The organism is Calidifontimicrobium sp. SYSU G02091 (genome assembly GCF_022631395.1).
GTDB classification, from domain to species: domain Bacteria; phylum Pseudomonadota; class Gammaproteobacteria; order Burkholderiales; family Burkholderiaceae_C; genus Calidifontimicrobium; species Calidifontimicrobium sediminis.
In genome coordinates this window covers 178748-198460 of record NZ_JALBGB010000003.1, presented here as the reverse complement: position 1 = coordinate 198460, position 19713 = coordinate 178748, and the positions used below count along the sequence as shown (strand labels likewise).

The 19713-nt window shown below is 72.6% G+C and carries 20 protein-coding genes and 1 pseudogene; 7 read left to right on the top strand and 14 right to left on the bottom strand.

Annotated elements, in window-relative coordinates; translation table 11 throughout:
- Positions 1-7: 7 nt before the first annotated feature.
- Together MOJ79_RS03700 and MOJ79_RS03695 are read right to left on the bottom strand one after the other, a co-directional pair.
- Entirely contained in the window at positions 8-1438 is a 1431-nt protein-coding gene (locus tag MOJ79_RS03700) for a cbb3-type cytochrome c oxidase subunit I (protein WP_241922906.1), read from the bottom strand.
- 28 nt (positions 1439-1466) lie between these two features.
- Positions 1467-1907 carry a c-type cytochrome gene (locus tag MOJ79_RS03695; protein WP_241922905.1) on the bottom strand — a complete coding sequence of 147 codons (441 nt, stop codon included), beginning with the start codon at positions 1905-1907 and terminating at the stop codon, positions 1467-1469.
- A gap of 131 nt (positions 1908-2038) precedes the next feature.
- Here MOJ79_RS03695 and MOJ79_RS03690 point away from each other — a divergent pair, with 131 nt between their 5' ends.
- Genes MOJ79_RS03690 through MOJ79_RS03680 form a run of 3 tightly spaced genes read left to right on the top strand, consistent with a single transcriptional unit; the run spans position 2039 to position 3902 of the window.
- On the top strand, positions 2039-2377 hold the full coding sequence (locus MOJ79_RS03690; protein ID WP_241922904.1) for a metal-sulfur cluster assembly factor: 339 nt from the start codon (positions 2039-2041) through the stop codon (positions 2375-2377).
- Entirely contained in the window at positions 2374-3507 is a 1134-nt protein-coding gene (locus MOJ79_RS03685) for a hypothetical protein (protein ID WP_241922903.1), read from the top strand. Before MOJ79_RS03690 ends, MOJ79_RS03685 begins: the two co-directional genes overlap by 4 nt.
- Positions 3504-3902, top strand: coding sequence for a hypothetical protein (locus MOJ79_RS03680; RefSeq protein ID WP_241922902.1), 399 nt, complete (start codon positions 3504-3506; stop codon positions 3900-3902). Before MOJ79_RS03685 ends, MOJ79_RS03680 begins: the two co-directional genes overlap by 4 nt.
- Before the next feature lie 18 nt (positions 3903-3920).
- On the opposite strand, the gene MOJ79_RS03675 is transcribed toward MOJ79_RS03680, so the two are convergent.
- Entirely contained in the window at positions 3921-4907 is a 987-nt protein-coding gene (locus MOJ79_RS03675; RefSeq protein ID WP_241922931.1) for a zinc-dependent alcohol dehydrogenase family protein, read from the bottom strand.
- A gap of 30 nt (positions 4908-4937) precedes the next feature.
- Positions 4938-5381 carry a universal stress protein gene (locus tag MOJ79_RS03670; protein ID WP_119289048.1) on the bottom strand — a complete coding sequence of 148 codons (444 nt, stop codon included), beginning with the start codon at positions 5379-5381 and terminating at the stop codon, positions 4938-4940.
- A 173-nt stretch (positions 5382-5554) separates the two neighbouring features.
- Between MOJ79_RS03670 and MOJ79_RS03665 the strand changes: the two genes are divergently transcribed.
- Positions 5555-5737 carry a DUF3606 domain-containing protein gene (locus tag MOJ79_RS03665; RefSeq protein ID WP_241922901.1) on the top strand — a complete coding sequence of 61 codons (183 nt, stop codon included), beginning with the start codon at positions 5555-5557 and terminating at the stop codon, positions 5735-5737.
- A 31-nt stretch (positions 5738-5768) separates the two neighbouring features.
- Here MOJ79_RS03665 and MOJ79_RS03660 read toward each other — a convergent pair whose 3' ends face one another.
- From MOJ79_RS03660 to def, 10 genes and pseudogenes are all read right to left on the bottom strand, one after another.
- Entirely contained in the window at positions 5769-7406 is a 1638-nt protein-coding gene (locus MOJ79_RS03660; protein WP_241922900.1) for an ATP-binding response regulator, read from the bottom strand.
- Between the two features lie 25 nt (positions 7407-7431).
- Positions 7432-7800: pseudogene (locus MOJ79_RS19150) on the bottom strand (PAS domain S-box protein); the annotation flags it as partial.
- A gap of 467 nt (positions 7801-8267) precedes the next feature.
- Complete coding sequence (gene pyk / locus MOJ79_RS03650) at positions 8268-9701, bottom strand: pyruvate kinase (protein WP_241922898.1); 1434 nt, start codon at positions 9699-9701, stop codon at positions 8268-8270.
- 54 nt (positions 9702-9755) lie between these two features.
- A complete protein-coding gene (locus tag MOJ79_RS03645; protein ID WP_241922897.1) occupies positions 9756-12086 on the bottom strand; it encodes an NADP-dependent malic enzyme in 2331 nt (776 codons plus the stop codon).
- A gap of 85 nt (positions 12087-12171) precedes the next feature.
- Entirely contained in the window at positions 12172-13365 is a 1194-nt protein-coding gene (locus MOJ79_RS03640) for a phosphoglycerate kinase (protein ID WP_241922896.1), read from the bottom strand.
- A gap of 98 nt (positions 13366-13463) precedes the next feature.
- Complete coding sequence (locus tag MOJ79_RS03635; protein WP_241922895.1) at positions 13464-13793, bottom strand: AzlD domain-containing protein; 330 nt, start codon at positions 13791-13793, stop codon at positions 13464-13466.
- Between the two features lie 82 nt (positions 13794-13875).
- Entirely contained in the window at positions 13876-14610 is a 735-nt protein-coding gene (locus tag MOJ79_RS03630; protein WP_241922894.1) for an AzlC family ABC transporter permease, read from the bottom strand.
- A 66-nt stretch (positions 14611-14676) separates the two neighbouring features.
- On the bottom strand, positions 14677-15042 hold the full coding sequence (locus MOJ79_RS03625; RefSeq protein WP_210756985.1) for a hypothetical protein: 366 nt from the start codon (positions 15040-15042) through the stop codon (positions 14677-14679).
- Positions 15043-15092: 50 nt separating this feature from the next.
- A complete protein-coding gene (gene fmt / locus MOJ79_RS03620; RefSeq protein ID WP_241922893.1) occupies positions 15093-16055 on the bottom strand; it encodes a methionyl-tRNA formyltransferase in 963 nt (320 codons plus the stop codon).
- 39 nt (positions 16056-16094) lie between these two features.
- Positions 16095-16607 (bottom strand): peptide deformylase, encoded by a 513-nt coding sequence (def, locus tag MOJ79_RS03615; RefSeq protein WP_241922892.1) that lies wholly within the window; start codon positions 16605-16607, stop codon positions 16095-16097.
- Positions 16608-16830: 223 nt separating this feature from the next.
- Between def and MOJ79_RS03610 the strand changes: the two genes are divergently transcribed.
- The 3 genes from MOJ79_RS03610 (at position 16831) to MOJ79_RS03600 (ending at position 19672) form a co-directional block, all read left to right on the top strand.
- Complete coding sequence (locus tag MOJ79_RS03610; RefSeq protein ID WP_442863094.1) at positions 16831-18000, top strand: LysM peptidoglycan-binding domain-containing protein; 1170 nt, start codon at positions 16831-16833, stop codon at positions 17998-18000.
- A gap of 16 nt (positions 18001-18016) precedes the next feature.
- Positions 18017-19111, top strand: coding sequence for a DNA-processing protein DprA (gene dprA, locus MOJ79_RS03605; RefSeq protein ID WP_241922890.1), 1095 nt, complete (start codon positions 18017-18019; stop codon positions 19109-19111).
- A gap of 108 nt (positions 19112-19219) precedes the next feature.
- A complete protein-coding gene (locus tag MOJ79_RS03600; protein WP_119354410.1) occupies positions 19220-19672 on the top strand; it encodes a DUF494 family protein in 453 nt (150 codons plus the stop codon).
- Positions 19673-19713: the final 41 nt, after the last annotated feature.

Below are 19713 nucleotides of genomic sequence, written 5' to 3'. Positions count from 1 at the left end.
CCGCTCCTCACGCGTTCTGCAGCCGGCCGCCGACCGGCACCGCCGCGTCGTCCTCGTCGGCCGCGGGGCCGACGAAGAAGCTCGCCAGGTACACCAGCAAACCGAGCAGGAACATCGTGCCGCCGGCCACGCGCGTCCAGTAGAAGAACGCGAGCTGGTCCTGGGTGGCCATGAACGGCATCGCGCCTTCGGTGGGCAGGCGCTGCAGCCACACCTGCAGCACGCCCGCGGCGGTGAGCGCGAGCACCATCACCGCCATGCCGATCGTCATGATCCAGAAGCTCCACATCTCCCACGCCTGCGCGCGCCGCGGGTTGGCCTCGCGACCACGCAGCACCGGCATCGCGTAGCTGATCACCGCGATGACGACGAGCACGTAGGCGCCGTAGAACGCGAGGTGGCCGTGCGCCGCGGTGATCTGGCTGCCGTGGGTGTAGTAGTTGACGGGGCTGAGCGTGTGGATGAAGCCCCACAGCCCGGCGCCGAGGAAGCCCATCACCGCGGTGCCCACGGCCCACAGCACGGCGGCCTGGTTCGGGTGCTCGCGGCGGCGACGCTGCACCATGTTGAAGGCGAACAGCGTCATCATGAAGAACGGGATCGGCTCGAGCGCGCTGAACACGCTGCCCACCCAGTGCCAGTAGCCCGGCAGGCCGATGAAGTAGAAGTGGTGGCCGGTGCCGAGGATGCCGGTGACGAGCGCCATCGTGACGATCAGGTAGAGCCACTTGTCGATCACCTCGCGGTCGACGCCGGTGGTCTTGATCAGCACGTAGGCCAGCAGCGCGCCGAGGATCAGCTCCCACGTGCCCTCGACCCACAGGTGGACGACGAACCACCAGTACATCTTGTCGCGCACCAGGTTGCCCGGGTTGACGAAGGCGAACAGGAACATCAGCGCCAGGCCCCACAGCCCGGCGAGCAGCACGAGGCTTATCGCCGTCTTGCGCCCCTTGAGCACGGTCATGCTAATGTTGAACAGGAACACCAGCGCGACGACGACGATGCCGAGCTTGGTCGGCAACGGCTGTTCGAGGAACTCGCGCCCCATCGTGGCGAGCCAGTCGTTGCCCGTGGCCGCGGCGAGCGTCGCGTACGGCACCAGCAGGTAGCCCAGCACGGTCGCCGCTCCGGCGACGAGAAAGACCCAGAACATCAGCTTCGCGAGCAGCGGACTGTGCAGCTCGGTCTCGCTCTCCTCGGGCACGAGGTAGTAAGCCGCGCCCATGAAGCCGAACAGCAGCCACACGATGAGCAGGTTCGTGTGCACCATGCGCGCGATGTTGAACGGGATCGCCGGGAAGAACAGGTCGCCGACGACGTACTGGATGCCCAGCGTCAGGCCGAACACGATCTGGCCGACGAACAGGCCGATGGCGGCGACGAAGTACGGCTTGGCGACCGCCTGGGACTTGTACTTCAGGGTGGCAGCTTGCATGGCAACTCCTGGTGGAAGCGATCGGCGTTCAGCCTTCGACGTTCGGCGGCCAGTTCTCGGTGTTGATGCGGCTGGTCCACTTCAGGAACTCGACGAGGTCGTCGAGCTGCTGCTCGCTGAGGTGGAACTGCGGCATCTGCCGGCGACCCGGCGTGCCGCTGGGCTGCGCCTGCATCCAGCCCTTGATGAACTCGCGGGCGCCGGCGTCGCCGCCGCGGCGCACGTAGACGTTGCCGAGTTCGGGCGCGAAGTAGGCGCCTTCGCCGAGCAGCGTGTGGCAGCCGATGCAGTTGCGCGTCTCCCACACGTGCTTGCCGCGCACCACCGCCGGCGTCAGCTCGGCGGCGTTCGAGCGCTGCGGGATGCGGCTCTCGGTGTCGAAGATCAAGACGGCGAACAGCAGGATGAAGAACGCGCTGCCTCCGTAGAAGATGTTGCGCGCCATCTGGCTGGTGAAGCCTCGGGCCATGACGGGACTCCTCGATGGGGTCGGGACGATGGCGATAGCCTACGGATTCAGTTGGGAAATTCCTTGAACCGGTTCAAGGAACGGACCGTACGCGCAGGCTGCAATGGACACACCCTCCCCAAGCGCGTCCGATGCCCCCGAACGAACCGCCCGACGCCGACCTGCCGCCGCTCGACGCGGCCGCGGTGCGCGCAGCGCTGCGCGACGTGCGCGACCCCGAGATCGGCGAGAGCGTCGTCGATCTCGGGCTGGTGGCGTCGGTGAGCGTCGATACCGGCGTCTTGCGCGTGACGCTGATCCCGACCAGCGCCACGTGCCCGCTGGCCGACGTGCTACTCGAAGACGTCGAGACCGCGCTGCGCCGCCTGTGCGTCGGTCGCGGGCTCGACATCGCAGTGGTGATGGACTGGCAGCAGACATGGGACCCCGAGCGGCTGAGCCCGGCGCTGAAGGCGCGCTTCGGCTGGTGAATCCGGCCACACCCCGTGGGGGGACGCTGGCGGTCGCGAGCGCGGCGCTGCTGGCCGTGACCAGCCTCGTGGCCGGCCTCGCCGGAGGGCTCGTGCGCATCGGCGCGCTGGCCGCACCGTCGTCGGGCCCCGCCGGCGTCGCCGCGGCGGGTTGGCATGGCGCACTGATGATCTGCGGGCTGTTCGGGACGCTGGTGTCGCTGGAACGCGCCGTCGCGCTCCAGCGCGGCGTCGCGGTGCCGGTGCTGGCCGGTGCCGGGGCACTGGCGGCGTCGCTCGGTGCACCGCCGCTGCTTGCCCTTGCGGCCTGGGGACTGGCAGCTGCGGGCCTCGCGGGGCTGTATGCGCACGCCGGGCACGCGCGCGCCTGGTCGCTGCACCTGGGCGTCGAGCTTGGCGGCGCGCTGGCGTGGCTCGCCGGCACGCTGGCGTGGGCCGCCGGGCTGCGCGACGCCGCGCTGATCGGCTGGTGCGGCTTCCTGCTGCTGACGATCGCCGGTGAGCGGCGCGAGCTGACGCAGATGCTGCGGCTGCCGCGGTGGGCGAGCCGCACGTTCGTCGTCGTCGTTGCCGGCGTGCCGTTGGCGTTCGCGCTGGCGCTGGCCGGGCTGCCGCGCGCGGCCGCCGCGGTGTGGTGGAGCGCGTGCGCGCTGTTGGCGGTGTGGTTGCTGCGCTTCGACCTCGCGCCGCGCCAGTGGCGTGCCGCCGGCTGGGCCGGGCACACGGCGTGGCACCTCGTCGCCGGCTACGCGTGGCTCGCCATCGCCGCAATCTCCGGGTTGTCACAGGGGCGTGTCGACGGTGCGGCGCTGCACGTGCTGCTGCTGGGCTTCGTGTTCGCGATGGTGTTCGGTCACGCGCCGATCATCCTGCCGGCGCTCGCCGGCCTGCGACCGCGCTACACGGCCTGGGCGCGGTGGCCGCTGGCGCTGATGGGCGCAAGTCTCGTCGCGCGGCTGGCAGTCGAACTCGGTGTCGGCGGCACGACCGGCTGGCGCGCCGCAGCCGGGGTCGGTCATGCGGCAGCCATCGCGTGGTTCGGGCTGACGATGGCACTGGCCGCGTGGCACGGCCGTGCCCGACCGTCCCGGCCCACGGGGGGCGGCCCTTCGAAGGCGACACCAGCATGAAGACCACGCGCGCCCATGCCGTCCTCAAGGTCGCCGCGACGCTCGCCGTCGTCTTCGGCCTCGCGACGATCGTCTCGGGGACCCGCGTGCTGCTCGGCGGCGATGCCGCGCGCGCAGCCGCCGGTGCGGTCGTGCCGTTCGTGTTGTGGTTCAACACCACGGCCGGCCTCGCTTACGTCGTCGCCGGCATCGGCCTCTGGAGGCGTCGCCGCTGGTCGGTGACGCTGGCCGTCGTGATCGCTGCCGCGACGGTCGGCGTGTTCGCCGCCTTCGGCGTACACGCGCTCGGCGGGGGCGCCTACGAGGTGCGCACCGTCGGCGCGATGGCGTTGCGCACCCTGGTGTGGATGGCGATCGCGGCAGTCGCCTGGCGGCTCGTCGGTCGCGGCCCGTGAGCGCCGCCGTACCGCCGCTCAGACCGGCGGCGGGTGCAGCACCGCCGCGCCGGCGAAACGCCCGGCGCGCAGGTCGTCGAGCGCGCGGTTCGCGTCTTCGAGCGCGTACGGCACGGTGTGCACGCGCAGCGCGATCTCGTCGGCGAGCTTCATGAACGCGTCGCCGTCGGCGCGTGTCAGGTTGGCCACCGACACGAGCCGCCGCTCGCCCCACAGGATCGCGTACGGGAACGACGGGATGTCGCTCATGTGGATGCCGGCGCACACCACCGTGCCGCCCGCGCGTACCGCGCGCAGCGCCACCGGCACCAGCGCGCCGACCGGCGCAAACAGGATCGCCGCGTCGAGCAGCGTCGGCAGCGCGTCGTCGGACGACCCGGCCCACACGGCGCCCAGGTCGCGCGCGAGCTGCTGCGCGGCCGTGTCGCCGGGGCGCGTGAACGCGTAGACCTCGCGCTGCTGCGCGACGGCCACCTGCGCGATCAGGTGCGCCGCGGCGCCGAAGCCGTAGAGGCCCAGCCGCGGCGCGTCGCCGGCCATCGCGTAGGCGCGGTAGCCGATCAGCCCGGCGCACAGCAGCGGCGCGGCCTCGTCGTCGCAATAGCGTGCGGGCAGCCGGAACACGTAGCGCGCGTCGGCGACGACCTGCCCTGCATAGCCACCGTCGAGCTGCCAGCCGGTGAACTTGGCGTGCGGGCACAGGTTCTCGCGCCCGGCGCGGCAGTGCTCGCAGCTGCCGCAGGTCCAGCCGAGCCACGGCACGCCGACGCGGTCGCCGACGGCCAGACCGCTGACGCCCTCGCCGAGCTCGGCGACGCCGCCGACGACCTCGTGCCCCGGCACGACGGGGCGCCCCGGGTGCGCGAGGTCGCCGTCGACGAGGTGCAGGTCGGTGCGGCACACGCCGCAGGCGGCCACGCGGATGCGCACCTGGCCCGGCCCGGGGCGCGGCAGCGCGTCGCGCCAGACGGCCTGCAGCGGCCGCCCCGGCGCCACGCACTCCATCGCGAGCCAGCGCGCCATCGCCGGCTGCCGTCAGTGCAGCACGAGCAGCGGCAGCGTCGAGCGCGCGAGCACCGCCTTGGTGTGCGAGCCGAACAGGAACTCGCCGAACGCGCCGCGCCCGTGCGTGACCATCACGATCAGGTCGCAGCCGCGCGCCTGTGCCGCGTCGACGATGGCCTGGTCGACCAGCGGCGCCTGCTCGTAATGCCCTTCGAACGCGACGCCGGCGGCGCGCGCGCGCTCCTCGAAGCGCGCGAGCACCTGCTTGGCGTGCGCCTCGGTGCGCCGGTCGTGCAGCTCGGTCTCGTGCTCGACGATGGCCGGCGCGCGGCCCACCGCCGGCAGCGGCGGCGTCGGCTCGGCGACGAAGCCGACGACGACGGCCCCCAGCGGCTTGGCCAGCGCGAGGCTGGCGTCCATCGCGCGGCTCGACAGGTCGCTGCCGTCGACCGGCACCAGGATGCGTTTGAACATGATTCGGCTCCTGCACTGCAGCGGCCCGTGGGCACGGCGTGGGCGCTGCGATGCAAGCAGTCTAGGCAACGGCCACGGCCGCGTCTTGACCTCGCGCAAGACTGCATCGCGCCGCCGTGCGCAACGGTGTGCGCCGGCGGCCTACGATGCCCGTGCCGACAGGAGACGCCGCGATGGACACCGACCAAGCCTCCTTCGAGCCGCTGGACCCGGGCCGCATCCACCCGATGGACCCCGTCGAACTGGCGTACTGGTGCCGCGAGTTCGGCTGCACCGAGACGCGCCTGCGCGAGGCGCTGGCCGCCGTCGGCGAGCACGTCGCCGAGGTGCGCGCGTGGCTCGCGCAGACGCGCTGAACGCCCGCGTCGGCGGGCACCGCGACGCCGCTCAGCGTGCGGCGCGCCCCAGCATCTCGTCGACGACGCGCAGCAGCTGCGCGATGTCGAGCGGCTTGGTCAGGTAGGCGTCGAAGCCGGCCGCCTTCGCGCGCTCGACGTCGCGCGGCATCGCGTTGGCCGACACCGCGACGACGGGGATGCCGCGCGTGGCCTCGCTGCGGCGCAGGCACTCGAGCACCGCGAAGCCGTCCATGTCGGGCAAGCCGATGTCGAGCAGGATCAGCGCCGGGCGGTGCACGCGCGCGAGCTCGAGCCCGAGGCCGGGGGCGATCGCCGTCAGCAGCCGGATGTCGCGGCGCGTCGCGAAGATGCCCTCGATCAGACGCAGGTTGGCCGGGTTGTCCTCGATGCACAGCACCTCGCGCGGCACGACGCCGTCGGCCGCGGTCGGCACCGGCGGCGGCGACTCGGCCGGCGCATCGCTGGCCGGTGGCGCCGCCAGCGCGAGCCGCACCCAGAACGTGCTGCCGACACCGCGCGTGCTCTCGACACCGACGGTGCCGCCCATCAGCTCGACGAGGCGCTTGGTCAGCGCCAGCCCGATGCCGGTGCCCTGGATCTGGCGCGCCTCGGCGTCGAGGCGCTCGAACGGCACGAACAGGCGCGCGCACTGCTCGGCGGTCAGCCCGGCGCCGGTGTCGCTGACGCGGATGCTCACGTGCCCGGGCTCGGCGACGCACGCGACGCTGACCGAGCCGAGCGGCCGGTTGTACTTGACCGCATTCGACAGCAGGTTCAGCAGCACCTGCTTGAGCCGCGTGCGGTCGGCGCGCACGTGCACGTGGCACGTGCCGGGCGGCTGCAGCAGCTGCACGCCACGCGCGTCGGCCTGCGGGCGCACGAGCTTCAGGCACTCGTGCAGCAGCGGCAGCAGCGCCACCGCGTCGGGGCTCACGCTCAGCTGGCCCGACTCGACACGCGCGAGGTCGAGCACCTCGTCGATCAGCGTCAGCAGGTGGCGCCCCGCGGCGACGATCTCGCGCACGTGCGCCGCCTGCTCGGCGGTCGCGCTCAGGCCGAGCAGCTGACCGAAGCCGAGGATCGCGTTCAGCGGCGTGCGCAGCTCGTGGCTCATGCGCGACAGGAACTCGCTCTTGGCGAGGTTCGCGCGTTCGGCCTCCTCCTTGGCCGCCTGCAGCTGGCGGTGCGCGGCCTGTCGCTGCGTGATGTCGCGCACGAACGCGAACAGCAGCGGCTCGCCGGCGAGCAGCACCTCGCTGACGCTGACCTCGACCGGCACGACGCTGCCGTCCTTGCGCCGGTGGCGGGTGTCGAAGCGGTCGAAGCCCTCGCGGCGTACGCGCTCGATGTGCGCGGCGACGTCGTCGGGGCTCTCGTCGACCTCGATGTCGGGAATCGACAGTTGCAGCAGCTCGTCGCGCGTGTAACCGAGCAGCCGCGCGAACGCGGCGTTGGCGTCGCGCAGGCGCCCCGCCGGGTCGACAGCGAAGAAGCCGTCGTTCGTGTTCGCGAGGATCAGCTCGGTGCGCCGGCTTTGCCGCTCGAGCTCGGCGGTGCGTTCGCGCACGCGCTGCTCGAGCGCCTCGTTGGCCTCGCGCAGCGCGCCCTCGACGCGCTTGCGCTCGCTGATGTCGCGCGCGAAGCAGAAGCCGTAAGGACTGCCCATCGACCGGGATGTGGCTGGCGGTGATCTCGACCGGAAACACGCTGCCGTCGGCGCGGCGGTGGCGCGTTTCGAAGACGACGGCGCCTTCGCGCTGCAGGCGCTGCAGCAGCGGCGCCCACTGCGCCGGCGTGAAGTCGGGGTCGAAGCTCCAGACCTCGCGCCCGACGAGCTCCTCGGCGCGCAGCCCGAGGCTGCGGCAGGCCTGTTCGTTGCAGCGCGCGACGCGGCCCTGGCCATCGATCCAGAACGCCGCGTCGGGGCTGTGGTCGATCGCGAACTGCGTCAGCTCGAGCTGGCGCTCGATGCGCCGGCGCTGCGAAGCCTCGCGCTCGGGCTCGACGGCGTGCAGCGCACACAGCGCTCGCCGCGGCGGGCCGGCGTCGAGCCGGATCACGCAGAACTCGGCGTCCCACGCGGTGCCGTCTGCCCGCCGCTGGCGCCAGCCGAAGGCACCGGCCGCAGCGAGCGCACGCTCGGCGAACGCGGCCGCACGCGGGGCGTCAGGGGGCGAGAGCTTGTCGAGCGGCCGCCCCTGCAGTGCGTCGGCCGCGACGCCGTAGTGCGACGCGGCGACGGCGTTCGCTCCGACGAGGCGGCCCGCGTCGAGGTCCACCTCGACGACGGGCAGCGGCGACGACGCGAAGTCGGCGAGCGACAGGCGGCGGGACGACTCGGCAGCGGTCAACGCAGGCTCCAGGGCACGGTGGCGCTCGTCGCGGCCGCGCCGGCCGTCGCCATCGGACGCCACGCGAGAGACGATGCCCCTGGAGGGATCATCGCATCGCCGCCCGCACCGCCGCCCCGGGGCCAACGCGCGGGCGGCGCGGCGGCATTCGCGCCGTCACCGGCTGCCGTGCCGCGTCAGCCGACGCGGCAGACCTTGAGCATGTTGGTGCCGCCGGGGTAGCCCATCGGCTCGCCGCAGGTGATCGCATAGGTGTCGCCGGGCTTGAGCACGCCGCGCTCGACGAGCAGCGCCTCGGCGTCGCGCAGCGCCTCGTCGCGGTCGGTGTGCACCGCCATCAGGATCGGGCGCACGTTGCGGTACAGCGCCATGCGACGCAGCGTCGCGCGCTGCGTCGTGACGCCGTAGATCGGCACGTCGATGCGGTGGCGGCTCATCCACAGCGCCGTCGAGCCGCTCTCGGTCAGCGCGACGATCGCCTTGCAGCCGAGCTGGTACGCGGTGAACAGGGCCCCCATCGCGATGCTCTGGTCGATGCGCCCGTAGCGGCGCGCAGCGAAGTCGGCCTCGACGAGCCGGTACTCCTCGGCGCGCTCGGCGGCCTCGCAGATCGAGGCCATCGTCTCGACGGTCTCGACCGGGTACTTGCCGGTGGCGGTCTCGGCGCTGAGCATCACGGCATCCGTCCCGTCGTGCACCGCGTTGGCGACGTCGCTGACCTCGGCGCGCGTGGGCACCGGGTTGACGATCATGCTCTCCATCATCTGTGTCGCGGTGATGACGACGCGGTCGTGCGCGCGCGCGAGCTTGATCATGCGCTTTTGCAGCGCCGGCACCGCGGCGTTGCCGACCTCGACGGCGAGGTCGCCGCGCGCAACCATGATGCCGTCGCTGGCCTTCAGGATCGCCTCGAGCTGCGGGATCGCCTCGCTGCGCTCGATCTTGGCGATCAGTCCCGGCTTGTGGCGCCACGGCTCGCCGGCGACGTTGGCGAGCTGGCGCGCCATCTCCATGTCGGTGGCGCTCTTCGGGAAGCTCACCGCAAGGTACTCGCACTGGAACGACATCGCGGTCTTGATGTCGTCCATGTCCTTCGAGGTCAGCGCCGGCGCGGTCAGGCCGCCGCCCTGCTTGTTGATGCCCTTGTTGTTGGCGAGCACCCCGCCGACCTTGACGACGGTGTGCACTTGCTCGCCGCGCACCGCGGTGACGTCGAGCACGAGCAGGCCGTCGTTGAGCAGCAGCGTGTCGCCGGGGCGCACGTCGCGCGGCAGCTCCTTGTAGTCGAGGCCCACGCGCTCGTGGTTGCCCAGCCCCGTGTAGCCGGCATCGAGCACGAAGGGCTGCCCCGGCTCGAGCACGGTCTGCCCGCCCTCGAACTTGCCGACGCGGATCTTCGGGCCCTGCAGGTCGGCCATGATCGCGACCTCCTTGCCCACGCGCTGCGCCGCTTCGCGCACCGCGTGCGCGCGCTCGACGTGGTCGGCCGCGCTGCCGTGCGAGAAGTTCAGCCGCACGACGTCGACGCCGGCACGGATCAGCCGCTCGAGCATCTCGGGCGACGACGTCGCCGGTCCGATGGTGGCGACGATCTTGGTCTGACGGGGCATGCAAGGGCTCCAGGAAGCGCAGCGATTATCGCGAGGGGGGGTGACGCGCCGGCTTCAGCGCGCGCCGGCCACGTCGGCGACGACGAGCGCCGTCATGTTGACGACGCGGCGCATCGTCGCCGACGGCGTCAGGATGTGCGCCGGCCGCGCCGCACCGAGCAGGATCGGCCCGATCGTCACACCCTGGCCGCCGGTGGTCTTCAGCACGTTGAACAGGATGTTGGCCGCGTCGAGGTTGGGCAACACGAGCAGGTTGGCCTCGCCGCCGAGCGACGAGTCGGCGATGAAGCGGCGGCGGATCGCCGCATCGAGCGCGGCGTCGCCGTGCATCTCGCCGTCGCACTCGACGTCGGGCGCGAGCGCCTTGAAGCGCTCGGCCGCGGCGCGCATGCGCCGCGCCGATGCGCGCTTGGACGAGCCGAAACACGAGTGCGACACGAACGCCACCTTCGGCGGCAGGCCGAAGCGGCGCACCTCGTCGGCGGCCATGCGCGCGATCTCGGCGAGCTGCTCGGCGTCGGGCTCGTCGTTGACGAAGGTGTCGGCGATGAACAGCGTGCGCCCCTCGAGCAGCAGCGCGTTCATCGTCGCGAACGTGCGCGCCTGCGGCTGCAGGCCGATGACGTCGCGCACGTGCTCGAGGTGCGCATCGAAGCGCCCGACGAGCCCGGTGAGCATCGCGTCGGCCTCGCCGCGGCGCAGCATCAGCGCGCTGATCAGCGTGTTCGAGCGCCGCACCGCGGCCTTCGCGACGTCGGGCGTGACGCCGTCGCGCTTCATCAGCGCGTGGTACAGCTCCCAGTACTCGCGGTAGCGCGGGTCGTCCTCGGGGTCGGTCAGCTCGAAGTCGACGCCGGGCTTCAGCCGCAGGCCCGCGCGCTCGAGACGCATCGCCACCACCGCGCGCCGGCCGACGAGGATCGGCTGTGCAAGGCCCTCGTCGCACACGACCTGCACCGCGCGCAGCACGCGCTCGTCCTCGCCGTCGGCGTAGACGACGCGCGCCGTGCCCTTGGCGCGCTGCGCCTTCGCGGCGGCGAAGACCGGGCGCATCACCATGCCGGTCTGGTAGACGAAGCGGGTGAGCGACTGGCGGTACGCGTCGAGGTCGGCGATCGGCCGCGTGGCGACCCCCGACTCGACCGCCGCCTGCGCGACCGCCGGCGCGATGCGCAGGATCAGCCGCGAGTCGAACGGCTTCGGGATCAGGTAGTCCGGCCCGAAGCTCAGGTCCTGCCCGGCGTACGCGGCGGCGACCTCGTCGCTCGTCTCGGCCTTGGCCAGTGCGGCGATCTCGCGCACGCAGGCCAGCTTCATCGCCTCGGTGATCTTCGTCGCGCCGCAGTCGAGCGCGCCGCGGAAGATGTACGGGAAGCACAGGACGTTGTTGACCTGGTTCGGGTAGTCGCTGCGCCCGGTGGCGACGATGCAGTCGGGGCGCGCCTGCTTCGCGAGCTCGGGCCGGATCTCGGGCTCGGGGTTCGCGAGCGCGAGGATGATCGGCTTCGGCGCCATCGTCGCGACCATCTCGGGCGTCAGCACCCCGGCCGTCGAGCAGCCGAGGAACACGTCGGCGTCGCGCACGACGTCGGCCAGCGTGCGCGCGGCGGTGACCTGGCAGTAGCGCTGCTTGCTCTCGTCGAGGCGGCCGGCCTTCACGTCGTCGCGCTCCGACTGGATCACACCCTTGCTGTCGACGACGAAGACGTGCTCGCGCTTGACGCCGAGCGCGACCATCGTGTCCAGGCACGCGATCGCCGCCGCGCCGGCGCCGGAGACCGCGACCTTGATCGCGCCGATGCTCTTGCCGGTCAGCTCCAGCCCGTTGAGCAGCGCGGCGCTGGAGATGATCGCGGTGCCGTGCTGGTCGTCGTGGAACACCGGGATCTTCATGCGCTCGCGCAGCTTCTTCTCGATGTAGAAGCACTCGGGCGCCTTGATGTCCTCGAGGTTCACGCCGCCCAGCGTCGGCTCGAGCGCGGCGATGATGTCGACGAGTTTGTCGGGGTCCTTCTCGGCCAGTTCGATGTCGAAGACGTCGATGCCGGCGAACTTCTTGAACAGGCAGCCCTTGCCTTCCATCACCGGCTTGCCCGCCAGCGGCCCGATGTCGCCGAGGCCCAGCACCGCGGTGCCGTTGGTGACGACGCCGACCAGGTTCGCGCGCGAGGTGTAGTCGGCCGCGGCCGCCGGGTCGTCGGCGATCGCCAGGCACGCGTAGGCCACGCCCGGCGAGTACGCGAGCGACAGGTCGCGCTGGTTCGACAGCGGCTTGGTCGGCGTGACGGCGACCTTGCCGCGGGTGGGCGCGCGGTGGTACTCGAGCGCGGCGTCGCGCAGCGCCTGTTCGGCCGGCGACAGGTCGGCCGTCTTCGAAGGGGGCATGGGTCGTCTCCTCGTGCGTCGTTCGACGACCCGCAGCGTAGCGCGGTGCGCCGGCGGCGATTGCGCCGCCGGCGTCAACACTGAATCAACCGGCCGCGCGCTTGGCGAGGATCTCGAACGCCGGCAGCGTCTTGCCCTCGAGCACCTCGAGGAAGGCGCCGCCGCCCGTCGAGATGTAGCCGATGTCCTTCTCGATGCCGTACTTCGCGATCGCCGCGAGCGTGTCGCCGCCGCCCGCGATGCTGAACGCGGGACTCGCGGCGATCGCGCGCGCGACCGTCTCGGTGCCCTTGGCGAAGGCGTCGAACTCGAACACGCCGACCGGCCCGTTCCAGACGATGGTGCCGGCGGCCTTGAGCTTGTCGGCGAGCATCGCGGCGGTCTTCGGGCCGATGTCGAGGATCATGTCGTCGGCGGCGACGTCGCCCGCCGCCTTCACGGTGGCCGGCGCGTCGGCCTTGAACTCCTTCGCGACGACGACGTCGACGGGAATCGGCACCTCGGCGCCGCGCGCAGCCATCGCGTCGATCACCGCCTTCGCGTCGCCGACGAGGTCGGGCTCGGCCAGGCTCTTGCCGATCGGCAATCCGGCGGCGAGCATGAACGTGTTGGCGATGCCGCCGCCGACGATCAGGCCGTCGACGTTCTTCGCGAGGCTTTGCAGGATCGTCAGCTTGGTGCTGACCTTGCTGCCGGCCACGATCGCCAGCAGCGGACGCTTGGGCTGCGCGAGCGCCTTCGTGATGGCGTCGATCTCGGCGGCCAGCAGCGGCCCGGCGCAGGCCACCGGCGCGAACTGCGCGATGCCGTAGGTGCTCGCCTCGGCACGGTGCGCGGTGCCGAACGCGTCGTGCACGAAGATGTCGCACAGCGCGGCCATCTTGCGCGCCAGCGTCTCGTCGTTCTTCTTCTCGCCCTTGTTGAGGCGGCAGTTCTCGAGCAGCACGACCTGGCCGGGCTTGACGTCGACGCCGTCGACCCAGTTCGCGACCAGCGGCACGTCGCGGCCGAGCAGTTCGCCCAGGCGCTTGGCCACCGGCGCCAGCGAGTCCTCGGGCTTGAACACGCCCTCGGTCGGGCGGCCGAGGTGGCTCGTGACCATCACCGCGGCGCCGGCCTTCAGCGCCATCTCGATGCACGGCACCGACGCGCGGATGCGCGTGTCTTCGGTGATGCGGCCGCTGTCGTCCTGCGGCACGTTGAGGTCGGCGCGGATGAACACGCGCTTGCCGGCCACCTGGCCTTGCGCGACGAGATCGGCGAAACGTAGGACGTTCATGGGCGGGTCTCCGTGGGGGGTGTGCAGGGCGGGCGGCGCCGATACCCCTCATTGTATGAAGGCCATCGCTGCGCCGGAACCGCGATTGTGGTCGCTCGCTACCAGCCCAGGCCGAGTCGCAGCACGAGCATCACCACGGTGCCGCTGACGATGGTGCCGAGGATGTCGCGCCGCCAGAAGTAGTACGCCGTCGCGGCGGCGACGGCGAACAGCCGCGCGTCGCGCCAGGTGTCGATCAGCCGGCCCTGCGTCATCACGACCTCGGGCGCGACGACCGCCGCCAGCGCCGCGAGCGGCGCGTAGCGCAGGCCCTCGCGCAGCCAGCCCGGCATCGGCACCTCGCGCCGCGGCAGGAAGAAGAACGCGCGCGTGACGACGGTGATCACGCCGAGCCCGACGATCGTCAGCGCCACCTCCCACCCGTTCATGCCAGCGCTCTCCTCCGGTCATGGCGGAACCCCCTCCGCGCGGGAGGAACGCGCTCGCTTTGCAACGGCCGTGCGGGAGCGCTCATCGCCGCACCCCGCGGCGCCCGGGGGCGTGATCGATCAGCAGCGCGATCGCGACCGCCGCGGCGATCGCGACGACGATGTTCAGCCGCAGCGGCAGCGCGTACGCCGCAACGGCGGCGCACGACGCGACGCCGGCGGCGACCCAGCTCGCGCGGTCGTGGAGCAGCGAGTAGCTCACACCCAGCAGCGCGATGACGCCGGCGAAGCCGAGTCCCCAGTGCGTCGGCACGAAGTCGGCGAGGAAGATGCCGGCCAGCGACGCCGACTGCCACGACGTCCAGTTCGTCGCGACGCCGCCCCAGAAGTACGGCAGCTGCTCCGGCGCCGGCCTGGGCTCGGGGAAGCGGCGCATGAACAGCACGTAGTTCAGGTCGGCGGTGAAGTAGCCCACGCGCAGCCGCATCGACAGCGGCAGGTGCGCGAAGTACGGCCGCCACTGCGCGCTGAAGATCACGAAGCGCAGGTTGACGCACAGCGCGGTGGTCCACACGACCCAGATCGGCGCGCCCGACGCGATCAGCGGCAACGACGCGAGCTGCGCGCTGCCGGCGTAGACGACGAGCGACATCAGCACCGACAGCGGCACGCCCAGCCCGCTCTTGACCATCGCGACGCCGGTGACCAGCCCCCACGCGGCGATGCCCAGCGCGATGCCGGTCATCTCGCGCGCGCCGCGGCGGAACTCGGGGTGGCGCCAGGTCGGCGCCGGCAAGGCAACGGTACTCGTGCTCATCGCCCGCATTGTCGGTGGCAGCGCATGACGCTGCCGGGGCAGCCGCGGTGCCGCGCCGCGGGGCGGTCAAGACGGCTCGCGCTTGCCGCGTTCGGCGCGCTCGGCGCCGTCACCGGCGGCCGTACCCGGTGCCGTGAGCTGAGGCGCGACGGCCTCGATCTGGTTCTCGCGCATGTAGTCGTTCATCTCGCGCCAGCCGGCGAAGATGGCGGCCTTGTCGGCGCGGCGATTCAGCGCGTAGCAGTCCTCGATCGCGCGCCCCGCATGACGGCAGGCGGCGCCGATCGCGCGTCCCTCGGCATCGCGCCGCTCGGCCACCTTCGCGGGCGTGTCGATGCCCAGCGCACCGAGGTCGCAGCCGGCCAGCAGCGACGTCGCGGCGAGCAGCAGCGGGGCGAGGGGCAGGCGGATCGACGCGGACACGAGCGGCATATCGGCCGCCGTGCGCTGCGACTTGAGTCGCGAGCGACGACGTGCGGCGCTCAGCGCCCCGGGCCGAGCATGGCACCGACCGCGAGCGGGTGCGACTGCAGGAATGCCGCCGCGCCGACACGGCGCCCGCCCGGGCGCTGCAGCTCCAGCAGGTCGAGCGCGCCGCGCCCGCAGGCCACCGTCAGCCGCCCGCCGCCGGCGGCGAGCACGGTGCCTGGCGGCGCCGCGGGCGCGTCGCCGCGCACCGCGGCGCGCCACAGCTTGACGGCTTCGCCGCCGGCGTCGAAGTGCAATCCCGGCGCCGGGTCGAACGCGCGCGCGCGGCGCTCGATCACGGCGGCGTCGGCCGTCCAGTCGATGCGCGCCTCGGCCTTGTCGATCTTGTGGGCGTAGGTCACGCCGTCGGCCGGCTGCGGCGTGCATGCGAGCGCGCCCGCCGCTGCGCGGCGCAGCGCCTCGACGACGAGGCGCGCACCGAGCGCAGCCAGCCGCTCGTGCAGCGTCGCCGTCGTGTCGTCGGCGCCGATCGGCACCGCCTCGGCCAGGCACATCGCGCCGGTGTCCAGGCCCTCGTCCATCTTCATGATCGTGACGCCGGTCACCGCGTCGCCGGCTTCGATCGCGCGCTGGATCGGCGCCGCGCCGCGCCAGCGCGGCAGCAGCGACGCGTGGATGTTCAGGCAGCCCACACGCGGCAGCTCGAGCACCCAGCGCGGCAGGATCAGCCCGTACGCGGCGACGACGAGCACGTCGGGCGCGGCGGCCTCGAGCGCGGTGCGCGCCGCGGCGGCGTCGTCGGCGAAGCGGCCGTCGAGCCGCAGGCTGCGCGGCTGCGCAACCGCCACGCCCAGCGCCTGCGCGAGCTGCTTGACCGGCGAGGCCTGCAGCTTCAGCCCGCGACCGGCCGGCCGGTCAGGCTGCGTGAGCACCAGCGGCACCGCGTGGCCCGCCGCGGTGATGGCGGCCAGCGCGACGCGGGCGAACTCGGGCGTGCCGGCGAAGGCGACGCGCATCCAGGACGCCTCAGGCACGGCGGTGGGCCACGCGCGGGTTCAGACGCGCTGCTCGTCGCGCGCGCGCTTGATCATCTTGCTGCGGATGCGCTCGCGCTTGAACGGGCTCAGGTACTCGACGAACACCTTGCCGAGCAGGTGGTCCATCTCGTGCTGCACGCACACCGCCGTCAGCCCGTCGGCGTCGAGCTCGTACGGCTGGCCGTCGCGGTCGAGCGCGCGCACGCGCACGCGCGCGGGTCGCTCGACGCGGTCGAAGATCGTCGGCACCGACAGGCAGCCCTCCTCGGCGGTGGCCGTCTCGTCGCTGCGCCAGACGATCTCGGGGTTGATCAGCACGCGTGGCTGGTCGTGCGTCGGCGAGGTGTCCATCACGATCACGCGCTCGTGCACGTCGACCTGGGTGGCCGCGAGCCCGACGCCGTCGTTGGCGTACATCGTCTCGAGCATGTCGTCGACGAGCTGGCGGATGCGCGCGTCGACGGCCTCCACGGGCCGGGCCACCTTGTGCAGCCGCGGGTCGGGATAGCGCAGGATCGTCAGTCGGGCCATGGCGAGGTACCCCGCACGGCCTGCTCGCGACACCGCGCGAGTGGGCCGTTGCTTCGTTGCCGTATCAAGACGTTAGGGGCAGAATCTTCGGGAAATCATGAGCATTTTCGCCGATCGGGTCCGCGCCGGGCGGTGCATGCTTGGATAACCTCGCGACACGCGACGGCGTGCGCCGCCGGCGCCGCACAACACGTTGGGACCCCCCGTGGAGAGTCTGTTCATGATGCACCGCCCGCCTGCACGCGTGAGCGCGCGCCGCCGCACTGCGCTGACCGTCACCGGCCTTTGCCTGGCCGGATGGGCCGTCCCGGCCCTCGCGACGAACTTCCCGGTGCTGCCGCAGTGGCGGGCGACCGCCGAGCAGGTTGCGCAGGCCGGCGTGCCGCTGTCGGAACTCGCGCCGAACGCGCCCGACAGCTACACCGTCAAGCGCGGCGACACGCTGTGGGACATCTCGAAGCTGTTCCTCACGAGCCCGTGGCGCTGGCCGGAACTGTGGGGCATGAACCTCGAGCAGATCCGCAACCCGCACCTGATCTACCCCGGGCAGATCCTGGTGCTCGAGAAGGCCAACGGGCGCGCGCGGCTGACCGTCGCGCAGCCGGTCGGTGACGGCGGCGTCGAAAAGCTGTCGCCGCGCGTGCGCTCGGAGCCGCTCGGCGACGGCGCCATCGCATCGATCCCGCTGCACCTGATCGCACCGTTCCTCAACGAGGCCGTCGTGTTCAACGGCGACGAGCTCGCCAGCGCGCCGCGCGTCGTCGCGGCGCAGGAAGGCCGCGTGATGATGTCGCGCGGCGACACGGCCTACGTGCGCGGCGACATCGCCGACTTGCGCGACTGGCGCGTCTTTCGCGAGGCGCGCCCGCTCGTCGACCCGCAGACGCGCGAAGTGCTGGGCTATGAGGCGCGCTTCGTCGGCACCGCGGAGTACGTGCGCCCGGGCCGCGTGCAGGCGCGCGCCGACGGCAAGGACGAGATCGTGCCGGCCACGTTCCGCGTCACCAGCGTGCGGCAGGAGGTGGGCATCGGCGACCGCCTGGCGCCGGTGGCCGAGCGCGACTTCGCGAGCTATGCGCCGCATTCGCCGGCCCGCCCGATCGACGGGCGCATCGTCTCGATCTACGGCGACGCGCTGACCGCCGGCCAGAACCAGATCGTCGCGCTCAACCGCGGGCGCGCCGACGGCCTCGAGCGCGGCCACGTGCTCGCGCTGTGGCGCGACGGCACGCGCGTGCCCGACCGCACCGACCCGCAACGCCCGCTGATCAAGCTGCCCGACGAGCGCCACGGCCTGCTGTTCGTGTTCCGCGTGTTCGACCGCGTCTCGTACGCGCTGATCCTGAACGTGCTCGACCCGGTGCGCCCCGGCGACCGCTTCACGCAGCCCTGAGGACGGCCGCGCGGGCATGGCCGGCGTCGACGACGAGCTCGCCGCTTGGCTGCGCCTGCTGCTGAGCCCGGGCGTCGGGCGCGACGCGGCGCGGCGCCTGCTCGCCGCGTTCGGCTCGCCGCAGGCGGTGTTCGTCGCCTCGACCACCGCCCGCCGTGCCGTCGTCCCGCCCTCGCTGGCCGAGGCCTTGGCCGCACCGCCCGAGTCGTGGCAGGCGCAGTGCGACGCCACCGCCGCATGGCTGGCCGGCGACGGGACGCGACGCGTCGTCACGCTCGGCGACGCGCTGTACCCGCCCGCACTGCTGCACACGGCCGACCCGCCGCTGCTGCTGTTCGTGCACGGCCGCGCCGAACTGCTCGCCGCGCGCGACGCACTGGCCATCGTCGGCAGCCGCAACCCGACGGCGCAAGGGCGCGACAACGCACGCGCGTTCGCCGCGCACTTCGCCCGCGCCGGCTGGACCGTCGTCTCGGGGCTCGCACTGGGCATCGACGGCGCAGCGCACGAGGGCGCGCTCGAGGGCGGCGGCGACACGGTCGCGGTGATGGGCACCGGCATCGATCGCGTCTACCCGGCACGCCACCGCGAACTGGCGCACCGCATCGCGCGCGACGGCGCACTGGTCAGCGAGTTCCCGCTCGGCACGCCGCCGCTGGCGGGCCACTTCCCGCAGCGCAACCGCCTCATCGCCGGGCTCGCACGCGGCACCCTGGTCGTCGAAGCGGCGCTCGAATCGGGCTCGCTGATCACGGCACGGCTGGCCGCCGAGGCCGGGCGCGAGGTGTTCGCGATCCCGGGCTCGATCCACTCGCCGCAGTCGCGCGGCTGCCACGCGCTGATCAAGCAGGGCGCCAAGCTCGTCGAGACGGCCGACGACGTGCTCGGCGAGTTCGGCAGCGCGCGCGGCGCACCGGCCGCCACGCCGGCGCCGGCGCCGCGCGACCCCGTGCTCGACGCCCTCGGCCACGACCCGGCCACGCTCGACGCGCTGGCCGCCCGCACCGGCTGGCCGGCGGCCGACCTGGCGGCCCGCCTGCTCGAGCTCGAACTGGAAGGGCACGTGCAGCGGCTGCCCGGCGGGATGTATCAGCGGCGCGAACGCGCCTGAGCCCCGCGCACCGGCGCGGCGTGCCGCCGGGGCGACGAATTCCCGCGACGGCGCCGCAGCCGCGACAATGCCTGCGCACTCCAAGGACCCGTCGGGTATAGTGGGCCGATGTTCGACGTGCTGGTCTATCTCTACGAGAACTACTGGCGCCCCGACGCGTGCCCGAGCCACGACCAACTCGCGCGCAAGCTGACGGCCGTCGGCTTCGAGTCGGACGAGATCCAGGAGGCGCTGACTTGGCTCGACGGGCTGGCGCAGGCCGCCGAGTCGTACACCGGCGAGCAAAGTGAGCGCGCGCTGCGCGTCTACTCGCCGGCAGAGCAGGAACGCCTCGGCGCCGAAGCGATCGGATTCATCAGTTTCCTCGAGGCCGCCGGCGTGCTGCCGCCGCCGATGCGCGAGATGGTGATCGACCGCGCCGCGGCGATCGGCTCCGGCCCGCTCGACCTCGAAGACCTGAAGATCATCGTGCTGATGGTCTTCTGGAGCCTCGGCGAGGAGCCCGACGCGCTGATCCTCGACGAGCTGCTCGTCGACGCCGACGAGCGCCTGATTCACTGACGCGCCGTCCGCGGGCCATCGCGCGTCGGCCGGCAGACACT

Bases quoted from the DNA above. Each gene is read 5' to 3' on its own strand.
- MOJ79_RS03700 (WP_241922906.1), bottom strand. From the start codon at position 1,438: ATGCAAGCTGCCACCCTGAAGTACAAGTCCCAGGCGGTCGCCAAGCCG.
- MOJ79_RS03695 (WP_241922905.1), bottom strand. From the start codon at position 1,907: ATGGCCCGAGGCTTCACCAGCCAGATGGCGCGCAACATCTTCTACGGA.
- MOJ79_RS03690 (WP_241922904.1), top strand. From the start codon at position 2,039: ATGCCCCCGAACGAACCGCCCGACGCCGACCTGCCGCCGCTCGACGCG.
- MOJ79_RS03680 (WP_241922902.1), top strand. From the start codon at position 3,504: ATGAAGACCACGCGCGCCCATGCCGTCCTCAAGGTCGCCGCGACGCTC.
- MOJ79_RS03675 (WP_241922931.1), bottom strand. From the start codon at position 4,907: ATGGAGTGCGTGGCGCCGGGGCGGCCGCTGCAGGCCGTCTGGCGCGAC.
- MOJ79_RS03670 (WP_119289048.1), bottom strand. From the start codon at position 5,381: ATGTTCAAACGCATCCTGGTGCCGGTCGACGGCAGCGACCTGTCGAGC.
- MOJ79_RS03665 (WP_241922901.1), top strand. From the start codon at position 5,555: ATGGACACCGACCAAGCCTCCTTCGAGCCGCTGGACCCGGGCCGCATC.
- MOJ79_RS03660 (WP_241922900.1), bottom strand. From the start codon at position 7,406: ATGGGCAGTCCTTACGGCTTCTGCTTCGCGCGCGACATCAGCGAGCGC.
- pyk (WP_241922898.1), bottom strand. From the start codon at position 9,701: ATGCCCCGTCAGACCAAGATCGTCGCCACCATCGGACCGGCGACGTCG.
- MOJ79_RS03645 (WP_241922897.1), bottom strand. From the start codon at position 12,086: ATGCCCCCTTCGAAGACGGCCGACCTGTCGCCGGCCGAACAGGCGCTG.
- MOJ79_RS03640 (WP_241922896.1), bottom strand. From the start codon at position 13,365: ATGAACGTCCTACGTTTCGCCGATCTCGTCGCGCAAGGCCAGGTGGCC.
- MOJ79_RS03635 (WP_241922895.1), bottom strand. From the start codon at position 13,793: ATGAACGGGTGGGAGGTGGCGCTGACGATCGTCGGGCTCGGCGTGATC.
- MOJ79_RS03630 (WP_241922894.1), bottom strand. From the start codon at position 14,610: ATGAGCACGAGTACCGTTGCCTTGCCGGCGCCGACCTGGCGCCACCCC.
- MOJ79_RS03625 (WP_210756985.1), bottom strand. From the start codon at position 15,042: ATGCCGCTCGTGTCCGCGTCGATCCGCCTGCCCCTCGCCCCGCTGCTG.
- fmt (WP_241922893.1), bottom strand. From the start codon at position 16,055: ATGCGCGTCGCCTTCGCCGGCACGCCCGAGTTCGCCCGCGTCGCGCTG.
- def (WP_241922892.1), bottom strand. From the start codon at position 16,607: ATGGCCCGACTGACGATCCTGCGCTATCCCGACCCGCGGCTGCACAAG.
- MOJ79_RS03610 (WP_442863094.1), top strand. From the start codon at position 16,831: ATGCACCGCCCGCCTGCACGCGTGAGCGCGCGCCGCCGCACTGCGCTG.
- dprA (WP_241922890.1), top strand. From the start codon at position 18,017: ATGGCCGGCGTCGACGACGAGCTCGCCGCTTGGCTGCGCCTGCTGCTG.
- MOJ79_RS03600 (WP_119354410.1), top strand. From the start codon at position 19,220: ATGTTCGACGTGCTGGTCTATCTCTACGAGAACTACTGGCGCCCCGAC.